Source organism: Phenylobacterium sp. J367, from assembly GCF_024699985.1.
Lineage (GTDB): Bacteria > Pseudomonadota > Alphaproteobacteria > Caulobacterales > Caulobacteraceae > Phenylobacterium.
This window is the reverse complement of sequence record NZ_JAJONA010000001.1, coordinates 1,872,649-1,899,369: the sequence shown is the minus strand read 5'-3', so window position 1 is coordinate 1,899,369 and position 26,721 is coordinate 1,872,649. Positions and strand designations below refer to the sequence as shown.

Below are 26,721 nucleotides of genomic sequence, written 5' to 3'. Positions count from 1 at the left end.
CGATGCTGCCCGTCCCCCGCGCCGACCTCGTCGCCAACACCTTCGAATACGAGACCCAGCCGCTGGTGAAGGCGACCGGCTTCCGCGAGTACGACGCGCGCTGGCTGTTCGGGCCCGAGATCAACCTGCTCGGCGTCCAGGCCCTGGGCCTGGGGCTTGGGACCTACATCCACGAGCTCGGCCAGAAGCGGATCGTCGTCGGCCACGACTACCGGTCCTATTCGATGTCGATCAAGCAGGCGCTGACCATCGGCCTCGTCGCCGCCGGCTGCGAGGTGCTGGACATCGGGCTGGCCACCTCGCCCATGGCCTACTTCGCCCAGTTCGACCTCGACGCGCCGTGCGTCGCCATGGTCACCGCCAGCCACAACGAGAACGGCTGGACCGGGGTGAAGATGGGCGCCCAGAAGCCGCTGACCTTCGGCCCCGACGAGATGGGCCGACTGAAGGAGCTGGTGCTCGGCGGAAAGTGGAAGCAGCGCCCCGACGGCTCGCTGGCCCACATCGACGGCGTCAAGGAACGCTACATCGCCGACGCCGCGACCCGGCTCAAGCTGACCCGTCCGCTGAAGGTCATCGCCGCCTGCGGCAACGGCACCGCCGGCGCCTTCGCCCCCGACGCGCTGCGCCGCATGGGCGTCGCCGAGGTCATCGAGATGGACTGCGACCTCGACTGGACCTTCCCGAAGTACAATCCGAACCCCGAGGACCACCACATGCTCTCCGAGATGGCCAAGGCCGTCCGCGAGCATGGCGCCGACGTGGCGCTGGGCTTCGACGGCGACGGCGACCGCTGCGGCGTGGTGGACGACGAGGGCGAGGAGATCTTCGCCGACAAGATCGGCCTGATGCTGGCCCGCGACCTGTCGGCCCTGCACAAGGACGCCACCTTCATCGTCGACGTGAAGTCCACGGGCCTCTTCGCCACCGACGAGATGCTGAAGGCGAACGGCGCCAAGACCGTCTACTGGAAGACCGGCCACAGCTACATCAAGCGCAAGACTGCGGAGCTCGGCGCGCTCGCCGGCTTCGAGAAGAGCGGCCACTTCTTCTTCAACCCGCCGATCGGCCGCGGCTACGACGACGGAATTGTCGCCGCGGCTGCGATCCTGGCCATGCTCGACCGCAATCCGGGCAGGAAGCTCTCGGACCTCAAGAAGGCCCTGCCCGTCGCCTGGACCTCGCTGACCATGAGCCCGCACTGCGCCGACGAGGAGAAGTACGGCGTCGTCGACGACGTGGTCCGCGAGTACAGCGAGTTCGCCAAGGCCGGCGGCACGATCCTCGGCCGCAAGATCGTCGACGTGATCACCGTCAACGGCGTCCGCGTGGCCCTTGAGGACGGCTCCTGGGTGCTGGTGCGCGCCTCGTCCAACAAGCCGGAGATCGTCGTCGTGGTGGAGAGCACCCGTTCCGAGGACGACATGCGCGCCCTGTTCCGCGAGGAAGTTAAGCCCCGCCTGGCGAAACGGCCGCAGGTCGGCAAGTACAACCAGGAAATCTAGTCCTGCGGCGCCGCTGCGCTGGCGCCTGCCCGCCGCCCGTGCCAAGGACGCCCAATCTTCGTCGGGGATAACTGAATCATGCACGTGGCGATGATCGGCACAGGCTATGTGGGCCTGGTCTCGGGCGCCTGCTTCGCGGACTTCGGTCACGTCGTGACCTGCATCGACAAGGACGCCGGCAAGATCGAGCGCCTGCAGCAGGGCGGCATCCCGATCTACGAGCCCGGCCTCGACGCCCTCGTGGCCAGCAACGTCAAGGCCGGCCGGCTGTCCTTCACCACCGACGCGGCCGAGGCGGTGCGCAAGGCCGACGCGGTGTTCATCGCGGTGGGCACCCCGTCGCGCCGCGGCGACGGCCATGCCGACCTCTCCTACGTCCACTCCGCCGCCGAGGAGGTCGCGGGCCTGGTCGACGGCTTCACCGTCGTGGTCACCAAGTCCACCGTGCCGGTCGGCACCGGCGACGAGATCGAGGCGATCTTCAAGCGCGTGCGCCCCGACGCCGACGTCGCCGTGGTCTCCAATCCGGAGTTCCTGCGCGAGGGCGCGGCCATCGAGGACTTCAAGCGCCCCGACCGGGTGGTCGTCGGCACCGACGACGAGCGGGCCCGCGCGGTGATGCGCGAGCTCTATCGCCCGCTCTATCTCAACGAGACCCCGATCCAGTTCACCGGGCGCAGGACCAGCGAGCTGATCAAGTACGCGGGCAACGCCTTCCTCGCCATGAAGATCACCTTCATCAACGAGATGGCCGACCTCTGCGAGGCGGTCGGCGCCGACGTGCAGCAGGTGGCCAAGGGCATCGGCCTCGACGGCCGGATCGGCGGCAAGTTCCTGAACGCCGGCCCGGGTTACGGCGGCTCCTGCTTCCCGAAAGACACCCTGGCGCTCGTCCGCACCGCGCGCGACGCGGGCTCGCCCGTCCAGCTCATCGAGACGACCGTGAAGGTCAACGACGCCCGCAAGAAGGCCATGGCCAAGAAGGTCATCGGCGCGGTCGACGGTCAGGATCTCAGCGGCAAGACGATCGGCGTGCTGGGCCTCACCTTCAAGCCCAACACCGACGACATGCGCGATGCGCCCTCCCTCGACATCGTGCCCGCCCTGCAGGCCGCCGGCGCGAAGGTGCAGGCCTTCGACCCCGAGGGCCACGAGGCGAAGCACATGCTGAAGGACGTCGCCTTCCGGGACGACCCCTACGCGGTCGCCGAGGGCGCCGACGCGCTGGTCATCATCACCGAGTGGGACCAGTTCCGGGCCCTCGACCTCGACCGCATCAAGCTCCTGATGAAGAAGCCGGTGCTCGTGGACCTCCGGAACATCTACAAGCCCGACGACATGCGCGCCCGCGGCTTCGCCTACACCAGCGTCGGGCGGGCCTAGACGACGAAGGCCGGGCAAGCCCGGCCTTGGGCGTAGCATGAGGGCGCACCGATGGGCCCGCGGAGGCGGTCGCCTTCAACGCGGCCGCTGTCGGTCAGGGGATCAGAACCCGCCGCCCGACGTCAGCTGAAAGAGCACTTGGCCGAGCCAGACCGCACCGGCCCAGAAGGCCAGCGCCAGGACGACCACGAACGCCAGGCAGGCCACGGAGCTGACGCCCCGGCCGACCAACGGACGCGCCGACCCGCCGAAAGCGAGGTCATGCCGCATGTTTCCTCCGCATCTTCTTTTCGTCGGCGCCGGTCGAGCGGCGCAGAACGCTGTGATGCTGACACAAGTCTCAAGGGTTGGGTAGGGTTGCCGTCGCGGCAATTCTATCCGTCGACAGAAGCTTGTCCGCCCGCGCCTTCAGGTAATCGTGAAGCGCCTGCACCTCGGCGTGGCTGAGATGCTTGAAGCGGCTGCGCGAGACCCCGGTCATGAGGCCGATCTCCCGGTCGCCGGCCGCGATGCCGGTGTGCAGCAGCTTCTCGAAGTCCTCGATCTCATAGGACGCCGCCATGATCAGGTCCGGCGCCTTCACCACCTCCCGGCCGGTCAGGGCCGGGCCATGGCATTCGATGCAGGTTCGCGCGATCCGGCGGCCCTCGGCGTGCCGGGGTCCGAGGTCCGGCAGCGCCACGTCGCCCTCCTTGATCAGCATGGCCGGCGCCAGATCGAACTTGCCCATCAGGACGCCCAGCCGGCCCACCGGCCCGACCTGGGTGCGCGGCTGCTCCTCGCCGGTCACCGGGAAGCTGCGGATGTAGGCCAGCAGGTCCGCGGCCTCCGAGTCGTCCAGGCGCGCGAAGGCCTCCGACGGCATCACCCACAGCGTCCGGCCGTCGCCGGCCACGCCGTGGCGGATGGCGCGGTCGAGTTCGGCGTCCGTCTGCTTGGCGGCGATCCTCGTCAGGTTCGGTCCCCAGGCGCGCAGGATCGGCATCTCGTCGTGGAAGAGCCGGCCCTCCATCCTGTCGCCGTGGCAGTCGTGGCAGCCGTTCAGCAGCGCCACCTTGCGGCCGCGGGCCACCGCGCCGTCGTCGGTCGAGGCCGCGATCGTCACCGGGGTCTTCGGATAGCTTCGGCGCAGCATCACCTCGCTGGCGGCGAACGCGCCCAGCACGGCGCAGACAACAAGGACAGCGAGACCGGCCAGCGCGAGGCCGGCCCGCCTGAGGAGGCGCTTCATTGGAACCCTGGCTCCCGATCAAGACGTGGGAGCTTCGTCGACCCCCGTTCGCGGAGCGGGGGTCCTAAGCCAAGCCGTAAGGGCCCACAATCCGCGCGGACGCAGCACGGCTCTGCAGCTTTGCAGAACCCTTAGGCTGGTGGGCGGACGATCTTCTAGGCCGCCGCCTTCTTCACCGCCCCGACGATCTCCTTGACCACCTGGCTGACCAGCTTCTCGTCGTCGCCCTCGGCCATCACGCGGATCAGCGGCTCGGTGCCGGACTTGCGGATCACCAGCCGCCCGGTGCCGTTCAGCTTCGCCTCGGCGTCGGCGATCACGGTCTTCACCTGCTCGTCCTCCAGCGGCCTGCCGCCCGAGAACCGCACGTTCTCGAGCTTCTGGGGCACGGGCACGAACTGTCGGGCGAGCGCGCTCATCGGCTTGTCGCTCTCCTTCAGCACGGCCAGCACCTGCAGCGCGGCCAGCAGGCCGTCGCCGGTGGTCGAGAGGTCCGAGAGGATGATGTGGCCCGACTGCTCGCCGCCCAGGTTGAAGCCGCCCTCGCGCATCCGCGCCATGACATAGCGGTCGCCGACCTGCGTCCGCTCCAGGGTCAGCCTGCGGTCCGCGAGATAGCGCTCCAGGCCGAGGTTGGACATCACGGTCGCCACCACCCCGCCGCCGGAGAGGCGGTCGGTCCGCGCCCAGTGGTCGGCGATCACCGCCATGATCTGGTCGCCGTCGACGACCTGGCCCTTCTCGTCGCAGATCACCAGCCGGTCGGCGTCGCCGTCGAGCGCGATGCCGATGTCGGCCCGGTATTCCTTCACCGCCTTCTGCATGGCGGCGGGCGCGGTCGAGCCGCACTCCTCGTTGATGTTGAAGCCGTTGGGGGCCACGCCGATGCGGATCACCTCCGCCCCGAGCTCGTAGAGCGCTTCGGGGGCCACCTTGTAGGCCGCGCCATTGGCGCAGTCGATCACCACGCGCATGCCCGAGAGGCTGAGCCGGCGGGGGAAGGACGCCTTGGCGATCTCCACATAGCGCGCTTGGCAGTCGTCGATCCGCTGCACCCGGCCCAGGCCCTGGGGCGGCGCCAGCCCTCCTGCAGGCCCTGGTCCATCAGGGCCTCGATCTCCAGCTCGCGCTCGTCCGACAGCTTGTAGCCGTCGGGGCCGAACAGCTTGATGCCGTTGTCGGCGAAGTGATTGTGCGAGGCCGAGATCATCACGCCCAGGTCGGCGCGCAGGCTGCGCGTCATCATGGCGACGCCCGGCGTCGGCAGCGGACCGAACAGGCGCACGTCCATGCCGACGCTGGTGAAGCCGGCCACCAGCGCCGGCTCGATCATGTAGCCCGAGAGCCGGGTGTCCTTGCCGATGACCACCAGGTGGCGGCGCTCGTCCTTCGACATGAACAGCTTGCCCGCCGCCATGCCGACGCGCAGGGCCACCTCCGCCGTCATCGGATGGCGGTTGGCCTGACCCCGGATGCCGTCGGTGCCGAAATAGGCGCGCTTGCTCATCGATAGTCCTCGAAACGATCCGAAACCGAGATTTAGTGGCCGCCAGCTTAGCCGATGCTAAAGCCCCGGCGTTAGGACCCAGAACCCGGGAACTAGGGCTCAGGTTCGCGCCCTATCATAAAGGAAGCAAAGCCTCATGTGCGGCATCATCGGCATCGTCGGCGTGCGTCCGGTGCAGGACCGGCTGATCGAAAGCCTGAAGCGCCTGGAGTACCGTGGATACGACTCCGCGGGCGTGGCCGGCGTCGTCGACGGCAGGCTCCAGCGCCGCCGGGCCCAGGGCAAGATCCGCGCGCTGGAGGAGGTGCTGGCGGGCGATCCCCTGACCGCCACCGTCGGCATCGGCCACACCCGCTGGGCCACCCACGGCGCCCCGTCCGAGCGCAACGCCCACCCGCACAAGGCCGGCCGCGTCACCCTCGTCCACAACGGCATCATCGAGAACTATGCCGAGCTGCGCGAGGCGCTGAGGGCCAAGGGCCGCACCTTCGAGAGCGAGACCGACACCGAGGTGATCGCCCAGCTCCTCGACCAGGAGCTGGCGGACAAGCCGCCGCTGGACGCGCTGAAGGCCACCCTCGACCAGCTTACCGGCGCCTATGCGCTGGCCGTGCTCGTGGAGGGCGAGGACGGCCTGGTCATGGGCGCCCGCCGCGGCAGCCCCTGGTCGTCGGCTACGGCGACGGCGAGATGTTCCTGGGTTCGGACGCGCTTGCCGTCGGGCCCTTCACCAACCGCATCTGCTACCTGGACGAGGGCGACTACGTCGCCATCGACCACACCCAGGCCCGCATCTTCGACGAGACCGGCCAGCCGGTGGATCGCCCGGTGCGCCAGGTCTCCGCCTCGGCCGCCCTGGTCGAGAAGGGCAACTACCGCCACTTCATGGAGAAGGAGATCCACGACCAGCCGGAGGGCGTCCAGCACACCGTCTCGGCCTATGTGGACGCGCTCGCGGGCAGGACCGCGGTGGCCGGCGGCATCGACTGGGCCGAGCTGGAGCGCGTGCAGATCGTCGCCTGCGGCACCTCCTACATCGCCGGCCTGCTCGGCAAGTACCTGATCGAGCAGCTCGCCGACCTGCCGGTGGACGTGGAGATCGCGTCCGAGTTCCGCTACCGCCAGCCGGCGCTGCGCAAGGATGCGCTCGCCATCGCCATGTCGCAGTCGGGCGAGACCGCCGACACCCTGGCCGCGCTCCGGTTCTGCGCGGCCAAGGGCATGAAGACCGCCGCCGTGGTCAACGCCACCGAGAGCACCATGGCCCGCGAGGTGGACGTGGTCTGGCCGATCCACTGCGGGCCGGAGATCGGCGTCGCCTCGACCAAGGCCTTCACCGCCCAGGTCGCCGTGCTGACCGCCGTCGCCGTGGCCGCCGCCCGCGCCCGGGGGAAGATCGACGCCGCCGAGGAGAGCGCGGATGGTCAAGGTGCTGCTGGAGCGCCGCGGCTGATCGCCAGAATCCATCCAGCTCGAGGACGCCGTCCGCGGCATCGCCCAGGACGTGGCCAAGGCCCGCGACGTGCTCTACCTCGGCCGCGGGCCGATGTACCCGCTGGCGCTCGAAGGCGCGCTGAAGCTCAAGGAGATCAGCTACATCCACGCCGAGGGCTATGCCGCCGGCGAGCTGAAGCACGGTCCGATCGCCCTCGTCGACGAGCAGACGCCGATCGTCATCCTCGCGCCCTTCGACAGCTATTTCGAGAAGTCCGCCTCCAACATGCAGGAGGTCATGGCCCGCGGCGGACAGGTGATCTTCATCACCGATCCCGACGGCGAACGGCATGCTCCGAAAGGGGCCCGGGTGGTGGTCACCGCGCCGCGCTGCGACCCGCTGATCGCGCCCCTGGTGCTGTCGGCGCCGGTGCAGCTCCTGGCCTACCACGTGGCCGTCTACAAGGGCGCGGACGTGGACCAGCCGCGCAACCTCGCCAAGTCCGTCACCGTCGAATAGCGGATACGAAAACGGCCGCCCCGAGGGACGGCCGTTCCGTTCAGGTCTGCCTGAAGCCTTACTGCGGCGGCGGCGTCGTGGTGGGGGCCGTGGTGGCCGGCGGCGTGGCGGTCATCGAGCCGTCGACCGGCGGCGTGGCCGGGGCCGCGGCCGGATCGGTCGGCGTGGTCATCGCGCCGGCGGCGGCCGGATCGGTGGCCATGGCCGAGCCCATGGCCGAGGTGTCGGCGGCGGGCGCCGTGGCCGAGGCGTCGGCGGCGGTGCCGGTGGCCGGCGCCTCTTCCGTCTTCTGCTGGCAGGCCGACAGGCTGGCCATCAGCATGGCGGCGGCGGCGACGGACGTGATGGTGCGGAGCATCATTTGGTCTTCTCCCTGGTCTTGGTTCCCCCCGGGCCGCGGACGTTACACGCCGCCGTGAGGCGCCGAAATCGTGAAAAGGCGCCTTCCCGATCACATTTGGCGACCGCCCCGGTGGATTTCCGAACGCCGGTCCTCTAACGCCGCAGGGATCACTTCGCCGGCCTGGACGTTTCGGTGTCCGCCTGAAAGTGAAGCTTGGGGACGAGGGGCTGATGACGAAGCGCGTGCGTAAGGCTGTCCTGCCGGTGGCGGGCCTGGGGACCCGGGTGCTGCCGGGCGCCAAGACCACTCCGAAGAATCTGCTGAACGTCGTCGACCGGCCGATCCTCAGCTACATCGTCGAGGAAGCCAGGGCGGCCGGCATCGAGCACTTCGTGTTCATCGTCGGCCGCGGCCAGGGCGCGATCGAGGACTATTTCGACGCCAGCCCCGAGATCGAGGGCATCCTGGAGGCCAAGGGCAAGGTGGAGATCCTGGCGGACCTGCGCCGCGACCTGCCGCAACCCGGCCAGATGAGCTTCATCCGCCAGATGGCCCCTCTCGGCCTCGGTCACGCGGTCTGGTGCGCCAGGGACGTGATCGGCGACGAGCCCTTCGCCGTCATGCTGCCCGACATGCTGATGGCCGCCGACACCCCGGCGCTCGCCCAGGCGGTGGCCGCCTACGAGAAGACGCGGGCCAACATCGTCGTTGTCGAGCCCGCGCCGGAAGGTGAGGCCCACAAGTACGGCATCGTCGCCCTCGAAGGCCAGGGAGGCCGGCTGAACCGCATGGTCGGCATGGTCGAGAAGCCGGCCCCGGGGACGGAGCCCTCGAACCTGTTCATCTCCGGCCGCTACATCCTCAATCCCGAGATCTTCGAGATCCTCGAGACCCAGGAGCGCGGAGCCGGCGGGGAGATCCAGCTCACCGACGGCATGGCCCACCTGATGAAGCGCCAGCCCTTCCAGGCGCTGGAGTACGAGGGGACCACCTACGACTGCGGCGACAAGATCGGCCTGCTGCGCGCCAACGTCGCCTTCGCGCTCCGCCGGCCCGACCTGGCCGACGCCGCCCGCGCCGCGATCCAGGATCTGCTCAAGGCCTGAGGCTTCCGCCCAACGCCGCTCTGCGGTAGCCCTGTCGTCCAGGGGGAAAACGCGAAGGAGCGGCGAGTTTGCGCGTACTGGTCCTCGGCGGCGACGGCTTCTGCGGCTGGCCCACGGCCCTGCACCTGTCGGCGCGCGGCCACGAGGTGGCGATCGCTGACAACCTCTCACGCCGACGGATCGACGACGAGCTCGCCGCCGGGTCGCTGACCCCTATCGCCGACATCGGGACCCGCCTCGCCGCCTGGGCGGAGGTCTCCGGCCGGACCATCGGCTTCCACGATCTCACCGTCGGCAAGGACTATGACGCCCTCCTGGCGCTGCTTGCCGGCTGGCGGCCGGACGCCGTGGTCCATTTCGCCGAACAGCGGGCCGCGCCCTATTCCATGAAATCGGCGCGGCACAAGCGCTACACGGTCGACAACAACCTCAACGCCACCAACGACATCCTGGCGGCCATCGTCGACAGCGGCCAGGACATCCACCTCGCCCACCTGGGCACCATGGGGGTCTACGGCTACGGCACGGCAGGCATGGCGATCCCGGAAGGCTATCTCACGGTGAAGGTGGAGACGCCGGACGGCTGGGAGCCCCGGGAGATCCTCTATCCGGCCAATCCGGGGTCGATCTATCACCTGACCAAGACCCAGGACGCCCTGCTCTTCCAGTTCTACGCCAAGAACGACCGCCTCCGGATCACCGATCTCCACCAGGGCATCGTCTGGGGGACCCAGACCGCGGAGACCCGGCTCGATCCCCGGCTGGTCAACCGCTTCGACTACGACGGCGACTACGGCACGGTGCTGAACCGCTTCCTGATGCAGGCCGCCGTGGGCCACCCGCTCACCGTCCACGGCGCCGGCGGCCAGACGCGGGCCTTCATCAACATCCAGGACACGGTGCGTTGCGTCGAACTGGCGCTCGCCAATCCGCCCGAGCGCGGCGAGCGGGTCAAGGTCATGAACCAGATGACCGAATGCTGGCGGGTCCGCGACCTCGCCCAGATGGTCGCGCGCCTGACCGGCGCCGAGGTCGCCCACCTGCCCAATCCGCGGCAGGAGGCAGACGAGAACGACCTGGCCGTGGAGAACCGCCGCCTGCTCGCCTACGGCCTCGACCCGATCACCCTGGAGGATGGCCTGCTGCTCGAAGTCGCCGAGATCGCCCGGGCCTGCGCCGGCCGCGCCGACCTCTCCCGGATTCCCTGCGTCAGCGCCTGGAACGCCGAGCGGGCCGCCGCCACGGCCAGCGTCCAGTCCGGCGCCGTCGCCGCGGAATAGCGCTTGCGGCTGTTCGTCTTCGGCTATGGCTACGCGGCCCGCGCGCTCGCCCGGCGCCTGCGGCCGAAGGGCTGGGAGGTGCACGCCACGGTCCGGTCGCCGCAGGACGCCGCCGCCCTCGCAGCGGAAGGCGTCACGGCGCACCTCGCCACCGACCAGGACGCTGTCGCCGAAGCGCTGACGACGACCCAGGCCTTGCTGGTCACCGCCCCGCCCGGGGCCGACGGCTGCCCCGGCCTGCCGGTGCTGGTCCCGGCGCTGGCCCGCTCGGGGGCCTTCCCGGACTGGACCGGCTATCTCTCCACCACCGGGGTTTACGGCGACCGGCGCGGCGGCTGGGTCACCGAGGCGAGCCGGCTGTCGGCCCAGTCGCTGGAAGGCGCCCGCCGGGTCGCCGCCGAGCGCGACTGGCTGGAGGTCGGCCGCGGCATGGGCCTGACGGTCACGGTCTTCCGCCTGCCCGGGATCTACGGCCCCGGCCGCTCGGCGCTGGACCGGCTGCGGGCGGGCGAGGCCCGCCGGATCGTCGCCCCGGGCCAGGTGTTCTCGCGCATCCATGTGGACGACCTGGCCGCGGGCCTGGACGCCTCCATCGCCCGGCCACGGGCCGGCGGCGTCTACAACCTCTGCGACGACGAACCCGCGCCGAACGCCGACGTGATCGCCTACGCCGCCGGCCTGCTCGGCCTGCCGGTCCCGCCGGAGATCCCCATCGCCGAGGCGAGCCTCTCGCCCCAGGCCATGCGCTTCTACGCCGAGAGCAAGCGCGTCTCGAACGCCCGGGCCAAGGCCGAGCTCGGCTGGCGGCCGGCCTATCCGACCTACCGCGAAGGGCTGGCCGCGATCCTGGCCTCGGGGGGCTAGAGCATTTTCCGCCGAAGTGGAGGCCGGTTCGGCGTAGAAAATGCTCTAAATTCAAAGTGCCTTGAGCGAAATCCGATTATATCGAAGCGGATTTCGCTCTAAGCCCTTCGGTCGCCAGGACGACAGCAGGATCCCCGCCCCGATCAACGCCAGCCCGGCCGCGTGGAACAGGTGGAAGGCCTCGCCCAGCAGCAGCACCGCCAGGACGGCGCCGAACACCGGCTGCAGGTGCAGGTACTGCGAGGCCCGCGCCGCCCCGATGAGCTCCACGCCGCGGTTGAAGAACAGATAGGCCAGGAACGACGGGAAGATCGCCACATAGGCGACGCCCAGCAGGGTGGGCGCGTTCAGCGTCATGTGCCGGCCGGCGATCAGCTCGGCGGCGTAGAACGGCGCGAGCAGCAGGATCGCCGCCCCGAAGGTCGCCCAGAGCAGGCTCATGGGATGCACCTGCGGCCGCCGCCTGAGGATCAGCGAATAGACCGCGTAGAGCACGACGCCGAACAGCACGACCGCGTCGCCGGCGTTCAGGCCCAGGTGCAGCAGGTCCCATGGCCGCCCGCGCGACAGCACCACCAGCACGCCTAGCAGCGAGACCGCCACCCCGCCCACCTGCCAGCGGGTGGTCCGCTCGCGCAGGAAGAGCCAGGCGAACAGCATGATCAGCGGCGGGATCGCCGCCTGGACGACGAGGGTGTTCAGCGCGGTGGTCCGCTGCAGGCCCACGTAGAGCAGCGCCCCGAAGCTCGCGACTCCGGTGGCGGCGAGCGCCAGCACGGTGGGCCAGCGGCGGATCAGCTCGGCGCGGTCCTTCCGGACGTGGCGCCAAGCCACCGCCGAGACGATGGCGAAGGCCGCCACCCAGCGCCAGAAGACCAGCGCCATCGGCGGGACCACGCCCACCAGGGCCCGTCCGGCGATCGAGTTGCCCGCCCAGAAGAGGATGGTGGTGGAGAGCAGCAGCGGCGCCGTCCGCCAGGGACTGAAGGCCGTCAGGAGACCTCCTCCACCGCCGCCACCAGGCGATCGAGGTCCTGCGGCCGGGAGAGGCGGTGGTCGCCGTCCTTGATCAGGGTGAAGACCACGTCCTCGCCCTTCAGGGCGTTGGCGAGCTCGAGCGCGTGGGCCCAGGGCACGTCGGGATCGGCCCCGCCCTGCAGCACACGGACCGGCACCGCGATGGGCACCTCGGTCGCCTCCAGGATCGACCAGCGCGCGCCGTCCTCCAGCAGTTCGCGGGTGATCGGATAGGGCTCGCCATAGTCCGAGGGCCGGAGCCACACGCCGTCGCGCTCGAGGTCGGCCAGCCCCTCCGGCGGGATCTCGGGCCTCATCAGCTTCTCGGTGAAGTCCGGGGCGGGCGCGACCAGCACCAGGGCCCTCACCCGCGCCGGCCGGGCCATGGCGGCGAGGCAGGCGATCCAGCCGCCCATGGAGGAGCCGACCAGCACCACGTCGCGCTCCCCAAGCTCGTCGATGACCGCGAGCGCGTCCTCGCGCCAGCGGGTGATCGTGCCGTCGCGGAAGTCGCCGTCGGACTCGCCGTGGCCGAAGTAGTCGAACCGGACATAGGCCCGGCCGGTCTCCAGCGCCCAATCGGCCAGCACCTGGGCCTTGGTCCCCGCCATGTCGGACTTGAAGCCCCCCAGCCAGACGACCACGGGGCCCTCGCCCGCGACGCGTTTCCAGGCCAGCCGGTAGCCCGGCCGTTCGAGGTGTCCGCTCTCTTCGCTCATGCCCCGTCTTAAGGCCCGCGGCGGTGTTCACCAAAGGCCGTTTCACGCTATGCAGGCCCTCGTGTCCCTGCCCCCCTGGCTTCACCCTGCTGCAGGTCGTCCCGGAGCTCGACACCGGTGGCGCCGAACAGTCCGCGCTCGACGTCGCCCGTGCGGTCGTCGCCGCCGGCGGCCGGGCGATCGTCGCCAGCCGCGGCGGACGCATGGTCTCCCGCCTCGAGGCCGACGGCGGCGAGTTCGCGCCGCTGGACGCCGCCTCCAAGAACCCGCTGACCATCCTCGCCAACGCCTGGAAGCTCGCGGCCCTGATCCGCCGGGAGAAGGTCAGCCTCGTCCACGCCCGCAGCCGCGCCCCGGCCTTCTCGGCGCTGTGGGCGGCCCGCGGGACCGGCGTCCCCTTCGTGGCCACCTACCATGGGGTCTACAAGGCGAAGTCCGGGCTGAAGCGCTGGTACAATGCGGTGATGACCCGCGGCGACCTGGTCATCGCCAACTCCGACTACACCCGCGACCATGTGCTGGCCGAGCACCGCATCGCCCCGGCCCGGGTGGTGACCATCCCGCGGGGCGTCGACCTGGACCGCTTCGATCCGTCGAAGGTGGCGCCCGAACGGGTCGAGCTGCTGCGCGCCGCCTGGGGCGTGCCGGCGGACGACGGGAAGGTGGCCTTCCTGCTGGCCGGGCGGCTTACCCGCATCAAGGGCCAGCTCACCATCGTCGAGGCGGCGCGCCGGCTGGCCGCGGAAGGCCGCACGGACTTCACCATCCTCTTCGCCGGCGACGACCAGGGCCGCACCGAGTACCGCCGCGAGCTCCACGCGGCCATCGCGGCGGGCGGTCTTCAGGACACGGTAAAGATCGTCGGGCATTGTGACGACATGCCCGCGGCCTGCCTGCTCAGCGACGTCGCCCTCCTGCCGACCACCGTGCCGGAAAGCTTCGGCCGCGCGGCGGTGGAGCCGCAGGCCATGGGGCGGCCCGTCATCGTCTCGGCTCACGGCGGCACGGTGGAGACGGTCGTCGACGGCGTCACCGGCTGGCTGGTCCCGCCGGGCGACGCGCACGCCTGGGCCGACGCGCTCCGCGCGGCCATCGACGCAGGCCCCGACGCCCGCGCGGAGATGGGCCGGGTCGCCATGGACCGCGCCTGCCGGCTCTACCGGGTCGACGCCATGACGGCGGCGACGCTGGCCGCCTACGAACAGGTCCTGGAGGGCCGCGCCTGATGCCCCGCGGCGTTCAGAAGATCCTCGTCGTGAAGCTGGGCGCGCTCGGCGACTTCGTGCTGGCGCTGGCCGCCATGAAGAAGATCCGCGAGGCCCACCGGAAGGACCACATCACCCTCCTCACCACCCCGCCCTTCGAGGCGCTGGCGAAATCCTGCCCCTATTTCAACGCCGTCGAGACCGACGGCCGGCCCGAGACCTTCGCCCAGTGGATGGCGCTCAGGAAACGGCTGCGCGCGGCGAACTACGATCGGGTCTACGACCTGCAGACCTCCTCGGCCTCGAACCGCATCTTCCAGGTGCTGCGCCCGAACCCGCCGCCCTGGTCCGGCATCGCGCTCGGCTGCGCGCTGCCGCACCGGAACAAGCTGCGCGACCACATGCACACGCTCGAGCGGCAGGCCGACCAGCTGATGTACGCCGGCATCTGGCCCGATGCGCCGACCTCGCCGGGGACCGCGCCGGGGCCCGACCTCTCCTGGATCTGGAAGAACCACCCGGCCGAGCGCCCGGTCCCGGGCGCCGTGAAGCCCCGGCCCTACGTCATGTTCGTGCCCGGCGGCTCGGCCCACCGGCCGGAGAAGCGCTGGCCCGTGGAGCGCTACGCCGAGCTCGCCCGCATCCTCTACGGCCGCGGGTTCGACATCGTGATCATCGGCGGCCCGCAGGAGACCGCCCTCGCCCATTCGATCCAGCGCACCGTGCCCCGGGCCCGCGACCTGACCGGCCGCACCGACTTCGCCCGCATCGCCATCCTGGGCGCCAAGGCGGCCATGGCGGTCGGCAACGACACCGGCCCGCTGCACCTGGCCGCCGCGGCCGGCGCGCCGACGGTCGTGCTGTTCTCCGGCGCGTCCGATCCGGCGCTGTCGGCGCCGCGTGGCAAGGTCACGGTGATCCAGGCCGAAAAGCTCTCGGAACTCCCTGTGGCGAAGGTGGCACAGGCCGCCGTCTCTCTGGTCCCCGCCGCCGGCGCGGGTTGATAGAGCGTCAACCCTCACGCATATAGTTGCGGGGTCGACCGGAGCGCTCGCCGCGCGCCGGCGTTTTGCGTTCGAACCCTCGTTGAAACAGCTCTAGGAGCCTCGCCTATTCGCCGCCCCATGCAGGCGCCGCCCGTCAAAGACGGTCCGCGCATCAATGATGAAATCCGTGTTCCCCGCGTCCTGCTCATCGACCAGCACGGTGAGAAGCAGGGTGTGATGCCGACCTCCTCCGCTCTGGAGGCCGCCGAAGAGGCGGGCCTCGACCTGGTGGAGATCGTCCCGAACGCGGATCCGCCCGTTTGCAAGATCCTGGACTACGGCAAGTTCAAGTTCCAGGAGCAGAAGAAGAAGAACGAGGCGCGCAAGCGGCAGAAGGTGGTGGAGATCAAGGAGATCAAGCTCCGTCCCAACATCGACATCCACGACTACGAGGTCAAAGCCCGCTCGATGCACCGGTTCTTCGAGGAAGGCGACAAGGTGAAGGTCACCCTGCGCTTCCGCGGCCGGGAGCTCGCCCACCCCGAACTGGGCATGAAGCTGCTGCAGAAGGTGAAGGCCGACTTCGAGCCCGTCGCCAAGGTCGAGTACGAGCCCCGCATGGAGGGCCGTCAGATGATCATGATCCTGGCGCCCCGGTAGTGCGCCGCAGACACTTCGGAATTTGGGGAGCGGTCGCCGTCACGGCGGCCGCTTTTTCCTGGGCGCCGCCGCCCAGCAGGGCCCGTCGCCGGAGAACGCCGCCTATCCGCCGTTCAAGATAGGGGAAGGCCTCTACTACATCGGCGCCGCCGACTACGCCGCCTACCTGCTGACCACCAGGGCCGGGCTGATCGTCATCGACGGCGGCGACGCGATCACCGGTCGGCAGGCGGTCGAGAATATCCGCACGCTCGGCTTCGATCCCGCGACCATCAAGGTGCTGGTCAACAGCCACCAGCACTTCGACCACGCCGCGGGGCTCGCCGAGCTGAAGAAGGCCGCCCCCGGCGCGAAGCTCTACGTCAGCGCCCCCCGACGCCCCGATCATCGAGGCCGGCGGCAAGGGCGACCCCTACCTCAAGGGGCCGCAGTGGGAGTACGCGCCCACCAAGGTCGACGTGATCCTGAAGGACGGCCAGCACATCCGCCTGGGCGGCGTCACGCTGACCGCCCACATCACCCCCGGCCACACCAAGGGCTGCACCACCTGGACCTTCCCGGTGACCGTCGCCGGCAAGGTGCGCCAGGCGCTGGTCCACTGCTCGTCGAGCGTCCTGCCGGGCTACCGCCTGGTGGCGCCGGAGACCTATCCGGGCATGGCGGCGGACTATGAGAAGAGCCACCAGTTCTGGCTGAACGCGCCGTGCGAGGTGTTCCTGGCCAGCCACACGCGCTTCTTCGACCTGCAGAAGAAGAAGGCGGCGCTCGACGCCGGCAAGGCCGACGCCTTCGTCGATCCGGCCGGCTGCAAGGCCTACTACCAGGCCTCCTACAAGAGCTTCCGCGAGACCCTGGCCAAACAGCAGGCGGCGGCGAAGTAAACCCGTCCCTCCCTTAATGGGGAGGGACAGGCCGCAGCGGCCAGGGTGGGGATGTCAGGCTCAGGCACGGACTCCCAGCCAGGCCCACACCTCCCCACCCCGCTCGCCTGACGGCGAGTCGACCCTCCCCAGTAAGGGAGGGATCAGGTGTGGCGCCGTTGTCCTTGTCGGGACGGTCGGCCCGTCCTAACACCGTTAACATGTCCGACACCGCGCCGCGGGGGCGACGCCGCCACCGCGGTTCGCGGCGGCGGCGCTGATCTCGCTGATCTTCCTGAACATGCTGGGCTTCGGGATCGTCGTCCCGTTGCTGCCCTTCTATGCCAAGTCGTTCGACGCCCCGCCCTGGCAGATCGCGCTGATCTTCTCGGCCTTCGCAGTCGGCACCTTCTTCGGGGAGCCGTTCTGGGGCCGGCTGTCGGACCGCATCGGCCGCAAGCCGGTGCTGATCTCCACCATCGTCGCCAACTGCCTCTGCTACCTGGCGCTGGCCTTCGCGCCCGACGCCTGGGCGGCCTTCGGCATCCGGCTGCTGGGCGGCCTCTTCTCCGGCAACGGCTCGGTGATCCAGGGCTACATCGCCGACGTCACCCCGCCCGAGCGCCGCACCCGGGCCATGAGCTACCAGAGTGCGGCCTGGAACGTCGGCCTGATCGTCGGCCCGTCGCTGGGCGGCCTCTTCGCCCGTCCCGAGGCCGGGCACCTGGGCTTCCAGCTCCCGCTGTTCATCGCCGCGGCCCTGTTCGGGACCTGCGCCGTGGGCATCGCCCTCTTCATCCGCGAGAGCCGCCAGCGCGACCTCTCGGCCACCTACCGGCCGAACCGCTGGGCGGCGACCGGCGAGGCCGCCCGCCATCCGGTCGTCGGCAAGCTGATGCTGGTCACCTTCCTGGTCGGCTTCGCCTTCACCGGCGTGGAGTCGATCTTCGGCCTCTGGGCCCAGGCCCGCTACGACTGGGGCCCGCGCGAGGTCGGCATCGCCTTCGCCTTCGCGGGCGCCGCGTCGGCGGCGACCCAGATGACCTTTGCCGGCCCGCTCGCCGAACGCTACGGCCAGGGCCGGATGCTGGCCGCCGGCATGGCGCTGACCATGATCTGCATGGCCCTGCAGCCGGTCGTGTCCAGCGGACCGGCGACCATCGCGCTCATGTCGCTGAGCGCGGTCGGCTCCTCCGTGGCCTTCCCGAACGTCGCGGCGATGATCTCCGAGGCCGCCGATCCGCACCGCCAGGGGCAGATCCTCGGCCTGAACAACGCCATGGGCGCGCTCGCCCGGGTGATCGGGCCGTTCTGCGCGGGGCTGAGCTTCGCCGGGCTGACCATCCACGGACCCTTCCTGCAAGGCGCGCTCGCCGTCGCGCCGGCCATCTGGCTGGCGCTGGCCGCCGGCGAGATCGCGCGCCAGCGGCGCGGCGGCGGCCAGCCATGAGCGCGCCCGTCACCGCGCCCGTGTCCCCCGAGGAGCGCCGCGCGCTCGTCGTCCTGCTGTCGGTGATCTTCCTGATGATCGCCGGTTTCGGCCTGGTGATCCCGCTGCTGCCGTTCTTCGCCCAGGCGTTCGAGGCGGAGGCCTGGCAGGTCACCCTGATGTTCTCGGCCTTCTCGTTCGGCCAGTTCCTCGGGGAGCCGTTCTGGGGCCGGCTGTCGGACCGCATCGGCCGCAAGCCGGTGCTGATCGTCACCATCGCCCTGGTCGGCGTCAGCTACGCGGCGCTGTCGTTCGCGCCGAACATCTGGATCGCCTTCGCCATCCGGTTCTTCAATGGCTTCTTCGCCGGCAACATCTCGACGCTGCAGGGCGCGCTGGCCGACATCACTCCGCCGGAGCGCCGCGCCGCCCGCATGGGGATCATGGGGGCCGCGTTCAGCGCGGGCTTCACCACGGGGCCCGCCATCGGCGGCCTGCTCGCCCAGCCGTCGCGCGGCGCCCCTGGGGTTCCAGCTTCCCCTGTGGGTCGCCGCGGGCTTCGCGATCGCCGCGGCCCTGGCGGTCGTCCTCTTCGTGCGCGAGAACCGGCCGGAGCGGCGCCCCTACCGGCCTCTCAAGCGTCTCGACGGGCTGAACGAGGCCTTCGCCCACCCGATCATCGGCCGGATCATGGCGATCAGCTTCATCACCGTGGTCGGCTTCGCCGGCATCGAGGCGACCTACGGCCTCTGGACCGAGACCCGCTTCGGCTGGGGCCCCCGGCAGATCGGGCTCGCCTTCATGGCCATCGGGTTGCTGGGCGCCGTCTGCCAGGGCTGGCTCTCGGGCCGGCTCGCCCGGCGGTTCGGCGAAGCAACCACGCTCACCGGCGGCCTGGTCTTCATGTGCGTCGGCCTGACCACCCAGTGGCTGTCGCCCGTCTGGCAGGTGGCGATCCTCGGATTCGCCTTCGTCTGCATCGGCCAGTCGATCTGTTTCCCGAACCTCACGGGCCTGATCTCCCAGGCCGCGCCGCCCGACCGGCAGGGCGAGATGCTGGGGCTGAACATGAGCGGCATGGCGCTGGCCCGGATCGGCGGCCCGGTGCTGGCCGGCCAGCTCTTCAGCCTGGTCAGCCCCGGCTCGCCCTTCGCCTTCGCCGCCGTCCTGATCCTGCCGGCCGTCTGGTTCGCGTTGCAGGTGCGGCAGCGCACGCGGCGGCCGGCGTAGCTTTCACCTCCCCCGCGTCAGCGGCGGGAGGGGGACCGCTCGCCGAAGCCAGCTTGCTGGCTGCAGAGCGAGGGGTGGAGGGGGCAAGCGGCCGGCAGTGACTGGGGCTTGCCCCCTCCACCCCCGGCTCTCCGGCTTCGCCTCGGCCGGCGGTCCCCCTCCCGCCACTTCGTGGGGGAGGTGAAGCCGGGGGAGAGGAGTTGCACGAGCCCCCTCTTTCGCGTATTAGCCCGCCCCTTCGGAGCCGCCTGGCCAAAGGCATGCCAGGGCGGTTCATCAATACGCCAAGAGGACGGAGCTCCGGCTCCGACGTGAAATGCCCAAACTGAAGACCAAGTCGGGCGTGAAGAAGCGCTTCAAGCTGACGTCGTCCGGCAAGCTGAAGGCCGGCGTCGCTGGCAAGCGTCACCGCCTGATCAGCCACAACGCCAAGTACATCCGTCAGAACCGCGGGACCAAGGTGATGAGCGAAGCCGACGCTCAGATCATCAAGAAGTTCCTGCCGTACGGCCTTTAATCCGGAGATCTGACAGATGGCTCGCGTCAAAAGGGGCGTCACCGCCCACGCCAAGCACAAGAAGGTCCTGGAACAGGCCAAGGGCTTCTACGGCCGCCGCAAGAACACCATCCGCGCCGCCAAGGCCGCGGTGGACAAGGCCGGCCAGTACGCCTACCGCGACCGCAAGGTCCGCAAGCGCAACTTCCGTTCGCTGTGGATCCAGCGGATCAACGCCGCGGCGCGCCTTGAAGGCTTCACCTACTCGCAGTTTATCCACGGCCTGGACCAGGCCGGGATCGAGATCGACCGCAAGGTCCTCGCGGACATCGCGGGCAACGATCCGACCGGGTTCAAGGCCATCGCCGACAAGGTTCGCGCCGCGCTGGCTTAAGGCTCCCGGATCGCTTCGATCCTGAAGCTCACAATCAGCCCTCCGGCCGAACCGCCGGAGGGCTTTTTTGCTGCGCGCCCTCTCCCGCCGAACCGGCGGGAGAAATCCTTGAAAGGGCGCCCGCAGGGCCGTCCGGCGAAGCCGCCTCCCGTCCTGCGGGTGGTTCCCCAAAGCCCCTTCCCCTCTAAGAACCCCAGCGTCATGACCGACCTTTCGCAACTCGAAGCCGAGATCACCGGCGCCGTCGCCGCCGCGGCGGACCTCGCCGCCCTGGAAGCCGTGCGCGTGGCCGCGCTGGGCAAGTCCGGCTCCGTCTCCGAGCTCCTCAAGACCATGGGCCAGCTCAGCCCCGACGAGCGCCGCGAGCGCAGCCCGCAGATCAACGGGCTACGCGACCGCGTCACCGCCGCCATCGCCGCCCGCAAGGCCGAGTTGGAGGCCGCCGAACTTGAAGCCAGGCTGGCGGCCGAGCGCGTCGACCTGACGCTTCCCCGCCGCCGGAGCGCCGCGGCCGCGTCCATCCGACCATGCAGGTGCTGGACGAGATGATCGCCATCTTCGCCGACATGGGCTTCGGCCTGGCGGAAGGCCCCGATATCGAGACCGACTTCCACAACTTCACGGCGCTGAACTTCCCGCCGAAGCATCCGGCGCGGGAGATGCACGACACCTTCTGGCTGCCCGAGGACGCGACGGGCGAACGGAAGCTGCTGCGCACCCACACCAGCCCCGTGCAGGTCCGGGTCATGCAGCAGGGTCAGAACGGCAAGCTGCCCGCCTGGATCGCCCAGGGCCAGGCGCCGCCGATCCGCGTCATCGTGCCGGGCCGCGTCTATCGCTCGGACTCGGACGCCACCCACACGCCCATGTTCCACCAGATGGAGGGCCTGGTCATCGACCGCGCCATCCACATGGGCCACCTGAAGTGGACGCTCGACGCCTTCACCCGCCGGTTCTTCGAGACCGACGCGGTGGTCACCCGCTTCCGCCCGCACCACTTCCCGTTCACCGAGCCCTCCTGCGAAATGGACGTGCAGTGCGACCGCTCGGGCGGCTCCATCAAGATCGGCGAGGGCAAGGACTGGCTGGAGATCCTGGGCGGCGGCATGGTCCACCCGAAGGTCCTGGCCAACTGCGGCCTCGATCCCGACGAGTGGCAGGGCTTCGCCTTCGGCCTCGGCATCGATCGCCTGGGCGCGCTGAAGTACGGCATGCCCGACCTGCGCGACATGTTCGCCTCGGACACCCGCTGGCTGGAGCACTGGGGCTTCTCGGCCTTCCAGGCGCCCAACCCCGCCACCGGCCTGAGCTGAGCGCCTGAGAGGATAAAGCGATGAAGTTCACCCTCTCCTGGCTCAAGGAGCATCTGGACACGACCGCCTCCGTGCAGGAGGTGGTCGACGCCATGACCATGGCCGGCCTCGAGGTCGAGGGCGTCGAGGATCCGGCGTCCAAGCTCGCGAAGTTCACGGTCGCCAAGATCGTCGAGGCCGTGCAGCACCCGAACGCCGACAAGCTCCGGGTCTGCCAGGTCGACACCGTCGACGGCCGCCTCGAGATCGTCTGCGGCGCGCCGAACGCGCGGCCGGGCCTGACCACCATCTACGCCCCGATCGGCGCCTACGTCCCGGGCTCGGGCATCACGCTCGAGCCGCGCCCCGTGCGCGGCGTGGTCTCCAACGGCATGCTGTGCTCGGCCAAGGAGCTGGAGGTGGCCGAGGAGTCCGACGGCATCGTCGAGCTTTCCGACGACCTGGCGGTGGGCGTGCCCGCGGCGGAAGCCTTCGGCCTGGAAGCCGTCATCGACTTCGAGGTGACGCCGAACCGGCCCGACTGGCTGGGCGTGCGCGGCATCGCCCGCGACCTCGCCGCGGCCGGCCTCGGGACCCTCAAGCCCGACACGACGCAGGCCGTCCCGGGCGCCTTCCCCTGCCCGATCGAGATCAAGGTCGACGGCGACGCCTGCCCGGTGTTCTCCGGGCGGCTGATCAGGGGCGTGAAGAACGGCCCCTCGCCCGACTGGCTGCAGCGCCGCCTGCTGTCGGTGGGGCTGCGCCCCATCAACGCCCTGGTGGACGTCACCAACTACATCTCCATGGACCGCGCCCGGCCGCTGCACGTCTATGACCGCGCGCTGATGGTCGGCGACGTGATCGAGGCCCGCCTCGGCCGCGGACCGGCCGAGCCCTCGGGCGAGGACACGCCGACGCCGCACGCCCACAAGGACGAGCAGCTCATCGCGCTCGACGGCAAGACCTACGACCTGACGCCCGAGATGAGCGTCATCGCCGACGCCGACGGCCAGCGCCCGATCGGCATCGGCGGCGTCATGGGCGGGGAGATCCACCGGCTGCTCGGACGCCACCGTCGACGTCTTCGTGGAGTGCGCCTGGTTCGACCCGATCCGCACGGCCCAGACCGGCCGGGTCACCGGCATCACCTCGGACGCCCAGTACCGCTTCGCCCGCGGCGTCGATCCGGAAAGCGTCGTCCCCGGCCTGGAGCTGGCGACGCAGATGATCCTTGAGCTCTGCGGCGGCGAGCCGTCCGAGATCCGGGTCGCCGGCAAGGCGCCGCCCCCCGCCGGCCGCCATCGACTTCGACCGGGCCTATGTGAAGAAGCTCTCGGGCCTCGACCTGCCGCGCGCCCGGATCGACGAGATCCTGACGAAGCTCGGCTTCCAGCTCTCCGGCGACCTGGTTCAGCCGCCGTCCTGAGCGCCGCGACGTGGAAGGCAAGGCCGACCTCGTGGAGGAGGTCGCCCGGATCGAGGGCTACGACCGCCTGCCGCTGGAACCCCTGCCGGAGGTCGCCCCGCCCGCCGGCGGCGCGCTCACCGTGCGCCAGGGCCGCATGCGCAACGCCCGCCGGGCGCTCGCCGCGCGCGGCTATTCGGAAGCGGTCACCTGGAGCTTCATGCGCACCGACTGGGCCGAGCTGTTCGGCGGCGGCCAGAAGGAACTGGTGCTGGCCAACCCGATCGCGTCCGACCTCGCCTGCATGCGCCCGAGCGTGCTCGGCAACCTCATCGAGGCCGCCGCCCGCAACAGCCGCAAGGGCTTCGCCGACGCGGCCCTGTTCGAGGTCGGCCCGAACTTCCGCGGCGACCAGCCGGGCGACCAGTGGACGGCGGTGGCCGCCCTGCTCGCGCCCCGTCCGCCCCGCCGGTGGGACGGCGCGAAGTCCGACCCGCTGTTCCAGCTCAAGGCCGACCTGGAGTTCCTGCTGGCCGAACTGGGCGCGCCCGCGCTGCAGACCGTCCAGGGGGCCAACGCGCCCTGGTGGCACCCGGGCCGATCGGCCCGCCTGCAGCTCGGCCCCAAGAACGTGGTGGTCGAGTTCGGCGAGCTGCACCCCCTGATCCTCAAGGCGCTGGACGCCGAGGGGCCGATGCTGGCCTTCGAGCTCAACCTCGACGCCATTCCGGAAGGCAAGAGGAAGGGCCTGAAGACCAAGCCCCCGCTGGACCTTTCGCCGCTGATGCCGCTGCGCCGCGACTTCGCCTTCGTGGTCGACGCCGCGACGCCGGCGGGCGACCTCGTGCGGCCGATCGCCGGCGTCGACAAGGCGCTGATCGCCGACGTCAGGATCTTCGACGTCTACCAGGGCAAGGGCGTCCCGGACGGCCAGAAGTCGGTCGCCCTGGAGGTCACCCTCCAGCCCCGCGAGAAGACGCTGACCGACGCCGAGATCGAGGCCCTGTCGGCGAAGATCGTCGCCGTCGCCGAGAAGGCCGTGGGCGCGAAGCTGCGGAGCTAGCAGGGCGCGGCGCCGCGGCCCATTGGATCGCGGCGCCGGGTCGTCCACCCTGCCGGCCATGGCCGACTCGCTCCCCACCCCCGGACCTGCGCCGGCTGCGACGCCTGCTGCACGGTCATGGCCGTGCGCGAGCTGCCGAAGGCGGCGGGCCAGCCCTGCGGCCACCTGCTGGGCGGGGGCCGCGGCTGCGGGATCTGGGGCGCTCACCCCCCGTCATGCCAGACGTTCCACTGCCTCTGGCGGCATGGCGAAGCCCCGGAAGGCCTGTTCCCGCCGGACTGCGGCTTCCTGCTGGCGGCGGGCGAGCGCGACCGCTGGCCGGTGGCGGTCCAGGTCGTCTCCCTGCCGGGACGCCGCCACGCCTGGAACACGCCCGAGAACCGCGAGGCGTTCAGCCGGCTGGCGGCGGCCTGGAACGGGGTGGTCACCATCACCGACGCCGAGGGCTGCGCCACCCACGCCTTCGCCCCGAGCGGCCGGGTCTATTCACGGACGCTGAACCCCGAGGTCTTCCCGGAAGACGGCGCCCGGGTCGCCGTGCCGGTCGGCGACTACCGCCCCGCGGCTTGACTCTCCTTCGCGTGACGGTGGTCTCCTGGCGCCCATGGAGATCAACGGCGTCGCCCACACCTTCATCACCGCCGGCGACTTCGAGGCGTCGGTCGCCTTCTACCGCCGGCTCCTGCCCTTCCTCGGCCTGAAGGAGGTCGCCGCCACCGACCGCCTCTACTACTGCGTCGGCGGGCGGACCGGCTTCGGCGTCCAGGCGCCGGACCCGGAGCACGCCGGCCAGCGCTTCGTGCAGGCGCGCGTCGGGCTGCACCACCACTGCTGGCGGGCCCGCGAGCGCGAGGACGTCGATGCGCTCTTCGCCTTCCTGCAGGAGCTCGGCGCGACCATCGTCCACGGTCCGCAGACCGATCCCTGGGCCCCCGGCTACTACTCCGTGCTCTTCGAGGACCCCGACGGCATCCGGCTCGAGCTCAACCACGTGCCCGGCCGCGGCCTGTTCGGGACGCCGTCGCAGAAGGTCGGCGACCCCGGCTAGGACGGTGACGCGGGTCACCTCGGGGCGAGCGTGAACGTCCGATAGATCGCCGCGGCGGGGGAGACCCGCTCAAGTCAGTCCTTAGCTCAGCTTGAACCGCAACGCGCCCGCGCCGCGCATCGACGGCGCGCGCCCACGACAAGGACGATCCCAATGAGCCTCGAAGAACTCACCGAAGCCCCCGCCTCCACGGGCGCCTGGTCGACTCTCGAATCCAGTGACGCCACCGCGCTCACAAACGGCCTGCCGATCACCGCCAACGGCCGGATCTGGGCCCTCGACGGCGACCGCGACGTCACCGTCGTCTCCTCGCCGGACGCCCTCAACTGGTCGACCAACGGCGGCCTGCCGCACCGCATCTCCGCGGCCGCCTGCGCCCACAACGGCGTGCTCTATGTCTCCGGCGGCGGCGGCTTCTCGGCGGAGACCAACGACGTCTTCAGCTCCACCGACGGCGTCAACTGGACCCAGCGCCAGGCGCCGTGGGGGCCCCGCTACGGCCACTGCATGGTCTCCTACCGCGGCGCGCTGATGGTGTTCGGCGGCCGGACCATGCAGGGCCACTTCTACCAGGATCAGTGGATGTCCACGGACGGCGTGAACTGGCAGGCGCAGGGCAGCGCGCCGGAGTACGGTCCGATCAACGCCGCCGCCGCCGTGGTCGCGGGCCGCCTCTGCGCCGTCGGCGGGCCGGCCAGCGTGATCCAGTGGTACGACGGGACCCGCTGGACCACGGAGGTCCTGCCCTGGGCGACGCCGCGGATCTCTCCCGCCGTCGCCGTGGTCGACGACCGCCTCTACCTGGTCGGCGGCCAGTGGGGCCAGACCGTGTACAGCGACATGTGGAGCTGCGTCGGACGCGGGTCCTGGCGGCCGGAGACCGCCCCGCCCCTGGCGAAGCCGCTCATGGGCCTCACCGCCTGCGAGCTGAACGGAGGCCTGATCCTGTTCGGCGGCTCGGCCATGGACGGGTCCCGGAGCAAGAACGTCTACCGCTACGAGCCCTAGCGCCTCGGGGGCGCGGTCTGCTCGGGCAGGCCGCGCCTTCAGGCCTAGAACGGCAGGATGTTGCGCTTCTTGGAGTAGGACAGGTAGCCGATGTTGGCGCCGAGGCGGACGCCGACGCCCGCGCGGATCGGCGCCAGCGTCACGCCGGCGGCCTTCTGGTAGTTCACGCCCAGGCCGCCCACGAAGTAGGCCGAGCCTTCCACGCCCGGGAAGCGCTGGAAGATGGTCTCCGGGTCCTCGAGGTCGTAGCACAGCGTGAAGACGCGGCTGGCGTTGCCGCCGAAGTCCCAGCCGGCCGACGGGCCCTGCCAGAACACCTCCACGGGCTCGCGGTCCTTCATGTAGAGGAGGCCGCGGCCGTAGCGGGCGCCGACCACCAGGGCGCCGGAGCCTTCCTCGCCCGCGATATAGGCGGTGGGCCGGCCGTTGCGGGCGAAGATCTTCTCCACAGCCGCGCCGGCCGTCTCGGCCGTCACGCCCATGAAGTCGGAGACGTTCTGGACCATCTCGTCGCGGGTGTAGGTCTTGGCCTCGTCCGCCGGGGCCTGCGCCGGATAGCTCGGCGTCGAGTTGGGGGCCGGGGGCGCCTCGGCGCGCGGCGGCGGCTGGCTGTCGTCGATGGCCTTGGCCGGCGGCAGGTCGCGGACCTCGGTGGACTGCGCCCGGGCCACGCCGGCGGCTCCGAGCGTCACCAGCCCGCTCACGATCAGGGTGCGACGATCCATGGGCGCAATTC

The 26,721-nt window shown here is 70.6% G+C and carries 24 protein-coding genes and 5 pseudogenes; 21 read left to right on the top strand and 8 right to left on the bottom strand.

Annotated features, from left to right (window positions below; all coding sequences use genetic code 11):
* Positions 1 to 2: 2 nt before the first annotated feature.
* Entirely contained in the window at positions 3 to 1,505 is a 1,503-nt protein-coding gene (locus tag LRS04_RS10255) for a phosphomannomutase/phosphoglucomutase (RefSeq protein ID WP_257816277.1), read from the top strand.
* 78 nt (positions 1,506 to 1,583) lie between these two features.
* Complete coding sequence (locus tag LRS04_RS10250; RefSeq protein ID WP_257816276.1) at positions 1,584 to 2,888, top strand: UDP-glucose/GDP-mannose dehydrogenase family protein; 1,305 nt, start codon at positions 1,584 to 1,586, stop codon at positions 2,886 to 2,888.
* 102 nt (positions 2,889 to 2,990) lie between these two features.
* Here LRS04_RS10250 and LRS04_RS10245 read toward each other — a convergent pair whose 3' ends face one another.
* From LRS04_RS10245 to glmM, 3 genes and pseudogenes are all read right to left on the bottom strand, one after another.
* The gene (locus LRS04_RS10245) at positions 2,991 to 3,158 is read right to left on the bottom strand and encodes a hypothetical protein (RefSeq protein ID WP_257816275.1); all 168 of its coding nucleotides are present in this window, start codon (positions 3,156 to 3,158) and stop codon (positions 2,991 to 2,993) included.
* Positions 3,159 to 3,228: 70 nt separating this feature from the next.
* Complete coding sequence (locus LRS04_RS10240) at positions 3,229 to 4,119, bottom strand: cytochrome c (RefSeq protein ID WP_257816274.1); 891 nt, start codon at positions 4,117 to 4,119, stop codon at positions 3,229 to 3,231.
* A gap of 155 nt (positions 4,120 to 4,274) precedes the next feature.
* Positions 4,275 to 5,626, bottom strand: a pseudogene (glmM, locus tag LRS04_RS10235) (phosphoglucosamine mutase).
* 136 nt (positions 5,627 to 5,762) lie between these two features.
* Between glmM and glmS the strand changes: the two are divergent.
* A pseudogene (glmS, locus tag LRS04_RS10230) lies at positions 5,763 to 7,580 on the top strand (glutamine--fructose-6-phosphate transaminase (isomerizing)).
* A gap of 58 nt (positions 7,581 to 7,638) precedes the next feature.
* Here the strand turns inward: glmS and LRS04_RS10225 are convergent.
* Positions 7,639 to 7,938, bottom strand: coding sequence for a hypothetical protein (locus tag LRS04_RS10225; protein WP_257816273.1), 300 nt, complete (start codon positions 7,936 to 7,938; stop codon positions 7,639 to 7,641).
* Positions 7,939 to 8,153: 215 nt separating this feature from the next.
* On the opposite strand from LRS04_RS10225, the gene LRS04_RS10220 reads away from it, so the two are divergent.
* From LRS04_RS10220 to LRS04_RS10210, 3 genes are all read left to right on the top strand, one after another.
* Positions 8,154 to 9,029, top strand: coding sequence for a UTP--glucose-1-phosphate uridylyltransferase (locus LRS04_RS10220; protein WP_257816272.1), 876 nt, complete (start codon positions 8,154 to 8,156; stop codon positions 9,027 to 9,029).
* A 68-nt stretch (positions 9,030 to 9,097) separates the two neighbouring features.
* The gene (locus LRS04_RS10215) at positions 9,098 to 10,309 is read left to right on the top strand and encodes an NAD-dependent epimerase/dehydratase family protein (protein WP_257816271.1); all 1,212 of its coding nucleotides are present in this window, start codon (positions 9,098 to 9,100) and stop codon (positions 10,307 to 10,309) included.
* A 3-nt stretch (positions 10,310 to 10,312) separates the two neighbouring features.
* Positions 10,313 to 11,173, top strand: a complete 861-nt coding sequence (locus tag LRS04_RS10210; RefSeq protein WP_257816270.1) for an SDR family oxidoreductase — start codon at positions 10,313 to 10,315, stop codon at positions 11,171 to 11,173.
* A 51-nt stretch (positions 11,174 to 11,224) separates the two neighbouring features.
* Here the strand turns inward: LRS04_RS10210 and LRS04_RS10205 are convergent, their stop codons facing one another.
* Together LRS04_RS10205 and LRS04_RS10200 are read right to left on the bottom strand one after the other, a co-directional pair.
* On the bottom strand, positions 11,225 to 12,133 hold the full coding sequence (locus LRS04_RS10205) for a DMT family transporter (protein WP_257819066.1): 909 nt from the start codon (positions 12,131 to 12,133) through the stop codon (positions 11,225 to 11,227).
* A gap of 32 nt (positions 12,134 to 12,165) precedes the next feature.
* Complete coding sequence (locus tag LRS04_RS10200) at positions 12,166 to 12,909, bottom strand: alpha/beta fold hydrolase (protein ID WP_257816269.1); 744 nt, start codon at positions 12,907 to 12,909, stop codon at positions 12,166 to 12,168.
* 23 nt (positions 12,910 to 12,932) lie between these two features.
* On the opposite strand from LRS04_RS10200, the gene LRS04_RS10195 reads away from it, so the two are divergent.
* The 3 genes from LRS04_RS10195 (at position 12,933) to infC (ending at position 15,760) form a co-directional block, all read left to right on the top strand.
* On the top strand, positions 12,933 to 14,135 hold the full coding sequence (locus LRS04_RS10195; RefSeq protein WP_257816268.1) for a glycosyltransferase family 4 protein: 1,203 nt from the start codon (positions 12,933 to 12,935) through the stop codon (positions 14,133 to 14,135).
* On the top strand, positions 14,135 to 15,118 hold the full coding sequence (locus LRS04_RS10190) for a glycosyltransferase family 9 protein (protein ID WP_257816267.1): 984 nt from the start codon (positions 14,135 to 14,137) through the stop codon (positions 15,116 to 15,118). Before LRS04_RS10195 ends, LRS04_RS10190 begins: the two co-directional genes overlap by 1 nt.
* Before the next feature lie 120 nt (positions 15,119 to 15,238).
* Entirely contained in the window at positions 15,239 to 15,760 is a 522-nt protein-coding gene (infC, locus tag LRS04_RS10185) for a translation initiation factor IF-3 (protein WP_257816266.1), read from the top strand.
* Here infC and LRS04_RS10180 read toward each other — a convergent pair.
* A complete protein-coding gene (locus LRS04_RS10180) occupies positions 15,738 to 16,070 on the bottom strand; it encodes a hypothetical protein (RefSeq protein WP_257816265.1) in 333 nt (110 codons plus the stop codon). The two genes, infC and LRS04_RS10180, sit on opposite strands and share 23 nt — an antisense overlap.
* On the opposite strand from LRS04_RS10180, the gene LRS04_RS27835 reads away from it, so the two are divergent.
* From LRS04_RS27835 to LRS04_RS10130, 12 genes and pseudogenes are all read left to right on the top strand, one after another.
* Positions 15,951 to 16,433, top strand: coding sequence for an MBL fold metallo-hydrolase (locus tag LRS04_RS27835; protein ID WP_374577167.1), 483 nt, complete (start codon positions 15,951 to 15,953; stop codon positions 16,431 to 16,433). The genes LRS04_RS10180 and LRS04_RS27835 overlap by 120 nt on opposite strands.
* On the top strand, positions 16,417 to 16,641 hold the full coding sequence (locus LRS04_RS27830; RefSeq protein WP_374575897.1) for a hypothetical protein: 225 nt from the start codon (positions 16,417 to 16,419) through the stop codon (positions 16,639 to 16,641). Before LRS04_RS27835 ends, LRS04_RS27830 begins: the two co-directional genes overlap by 17 nt.
* Before the next feature lie 256 nt (positions 16,642 to 16,897).
* Positions 16,898 to 18,070 carry an MFS transporter gene (locus tag LRS04_RS10170; protein WP_374577165.1) on the top strand — a complete coding sequence of 391 codons (1,173 nt, stop codon included), beginning with the start codon at positions 16,898 to 16,900 and terminating at the stop codon, positions 18,068 to 18,070.
* Positions 18,067 to 18,495: pseudogene (locus LRS04_RS26775) on the top strand (MFS transporter); the annotation flags it as partial. The gene LRS04_RS10170 and the pseudogene LRS04_RS26775, both read left to right, overlap by 4 nt.
* A complete protein-coding gene (locus LRS04_RS10165; protein WP_308238113.1) occupies positions 18,404 to 19,279 on the top strand; it encodes an MFS transporter in 876 nt (291 codons plus the stop codon). The pseudogene LRS04_RS26775 and the gene LRS04_RS10165, both read left to right, overlap by 92 nt.
* 316 nt (positions 19,280 to 19,595) lie before the next feature.
* Positions 19,596 to 19,796, top strand: coding sequence for a 50S ribosomal protein L35 (rpmI, locus tag LRS04_RS10160; RefSeq protein WP_257816262.1), 201 nt, complete (start codon positions 19,596 to 19,598; stop codon positions 19,794 to 19,796).
* 16 nt (positions 19,797 to 19,812) lie between these two features.
* Entirely contained in the window at positions 19,813 to 20,169 is a 357-nt protein-coding gene (rplT, locus tag LRS04_RS10155; RefSeq protein ID WP_257816261.1) for a 50S ribosomal protein L20, read from the top strand.
* 201 nt (positions 20,170 to 20,370) lie between these two features.
* Positions 20,371 to 21,482 (top strand): annotated as a pseudogene (gene pheS, locus LRS04_RS10150) (phenylalanine--tRNA ligase subunit alpha).
* Between the two features lie 20 nt (positions 21,483 to 21,502).
* Positions 21,503 to 23,929: pseudogene (pheT, locus tag LRS04_RS10145) on the top strand (phenylalanine--tRNA ligase subunit beta).
* Positions 23,930 to 24,046: 117 nt separating this feature from the next.
* Entirely contained in the window at positions 24,047 to 24,499 is a 453-nt protein-coding gene (locus tag LRS04_RS10140; protein WP_257816260.1) for a hypothetical protein, read from the top strand.
* Positions 24,500 to 24,533: 34 nt separating this feature from the next.
* The gene (locus LRS04_RS10135; RefSeq protein ID WP_257816259.1) at positions 24,534 to 24,977 is read left to right on the top strand and encodes a VOC family protein; all 444 of its coding nucleotides are present in this window, start codon (positions 24,534 to 24,536) and stop codon (positions 24,975 to 24,977) included.
* Positions 24,978 to 25,130: 153 nt separating this feature from the next.
* On the top strand, positions 25,131 to 25,985 hold the full coding sequence (locus tag LRS04_RS10130; RefSeq protein ID WP_257816258.1) for a hypothetical protein: 855 nt from the start codon (positions 25,131 to 25,133) through the stop codon (positions 25,983 to 25,985).
* A 44-nt stretch (positions 25,986 to 26,029) separates the two neighbouring features.
* Here the strand turns inward: LRS04_RS10130 and LRS04_RS10125 are convergent, their stop codons facing one another.
* Positions 26,030 to 26,710 (bottom strand): DUF1134 domain-containing protein, encoded by a 681-nt coding sequence (locus LRS04_RS10125; protein ID WP_257816257.1) that lies wholly within the window; start codon positions 26,708 to 26,710, stop codon positions 26,030 to 26,032.
* Positions 26,711 to 26,721 lie beyond the last annotated feature (11 nt).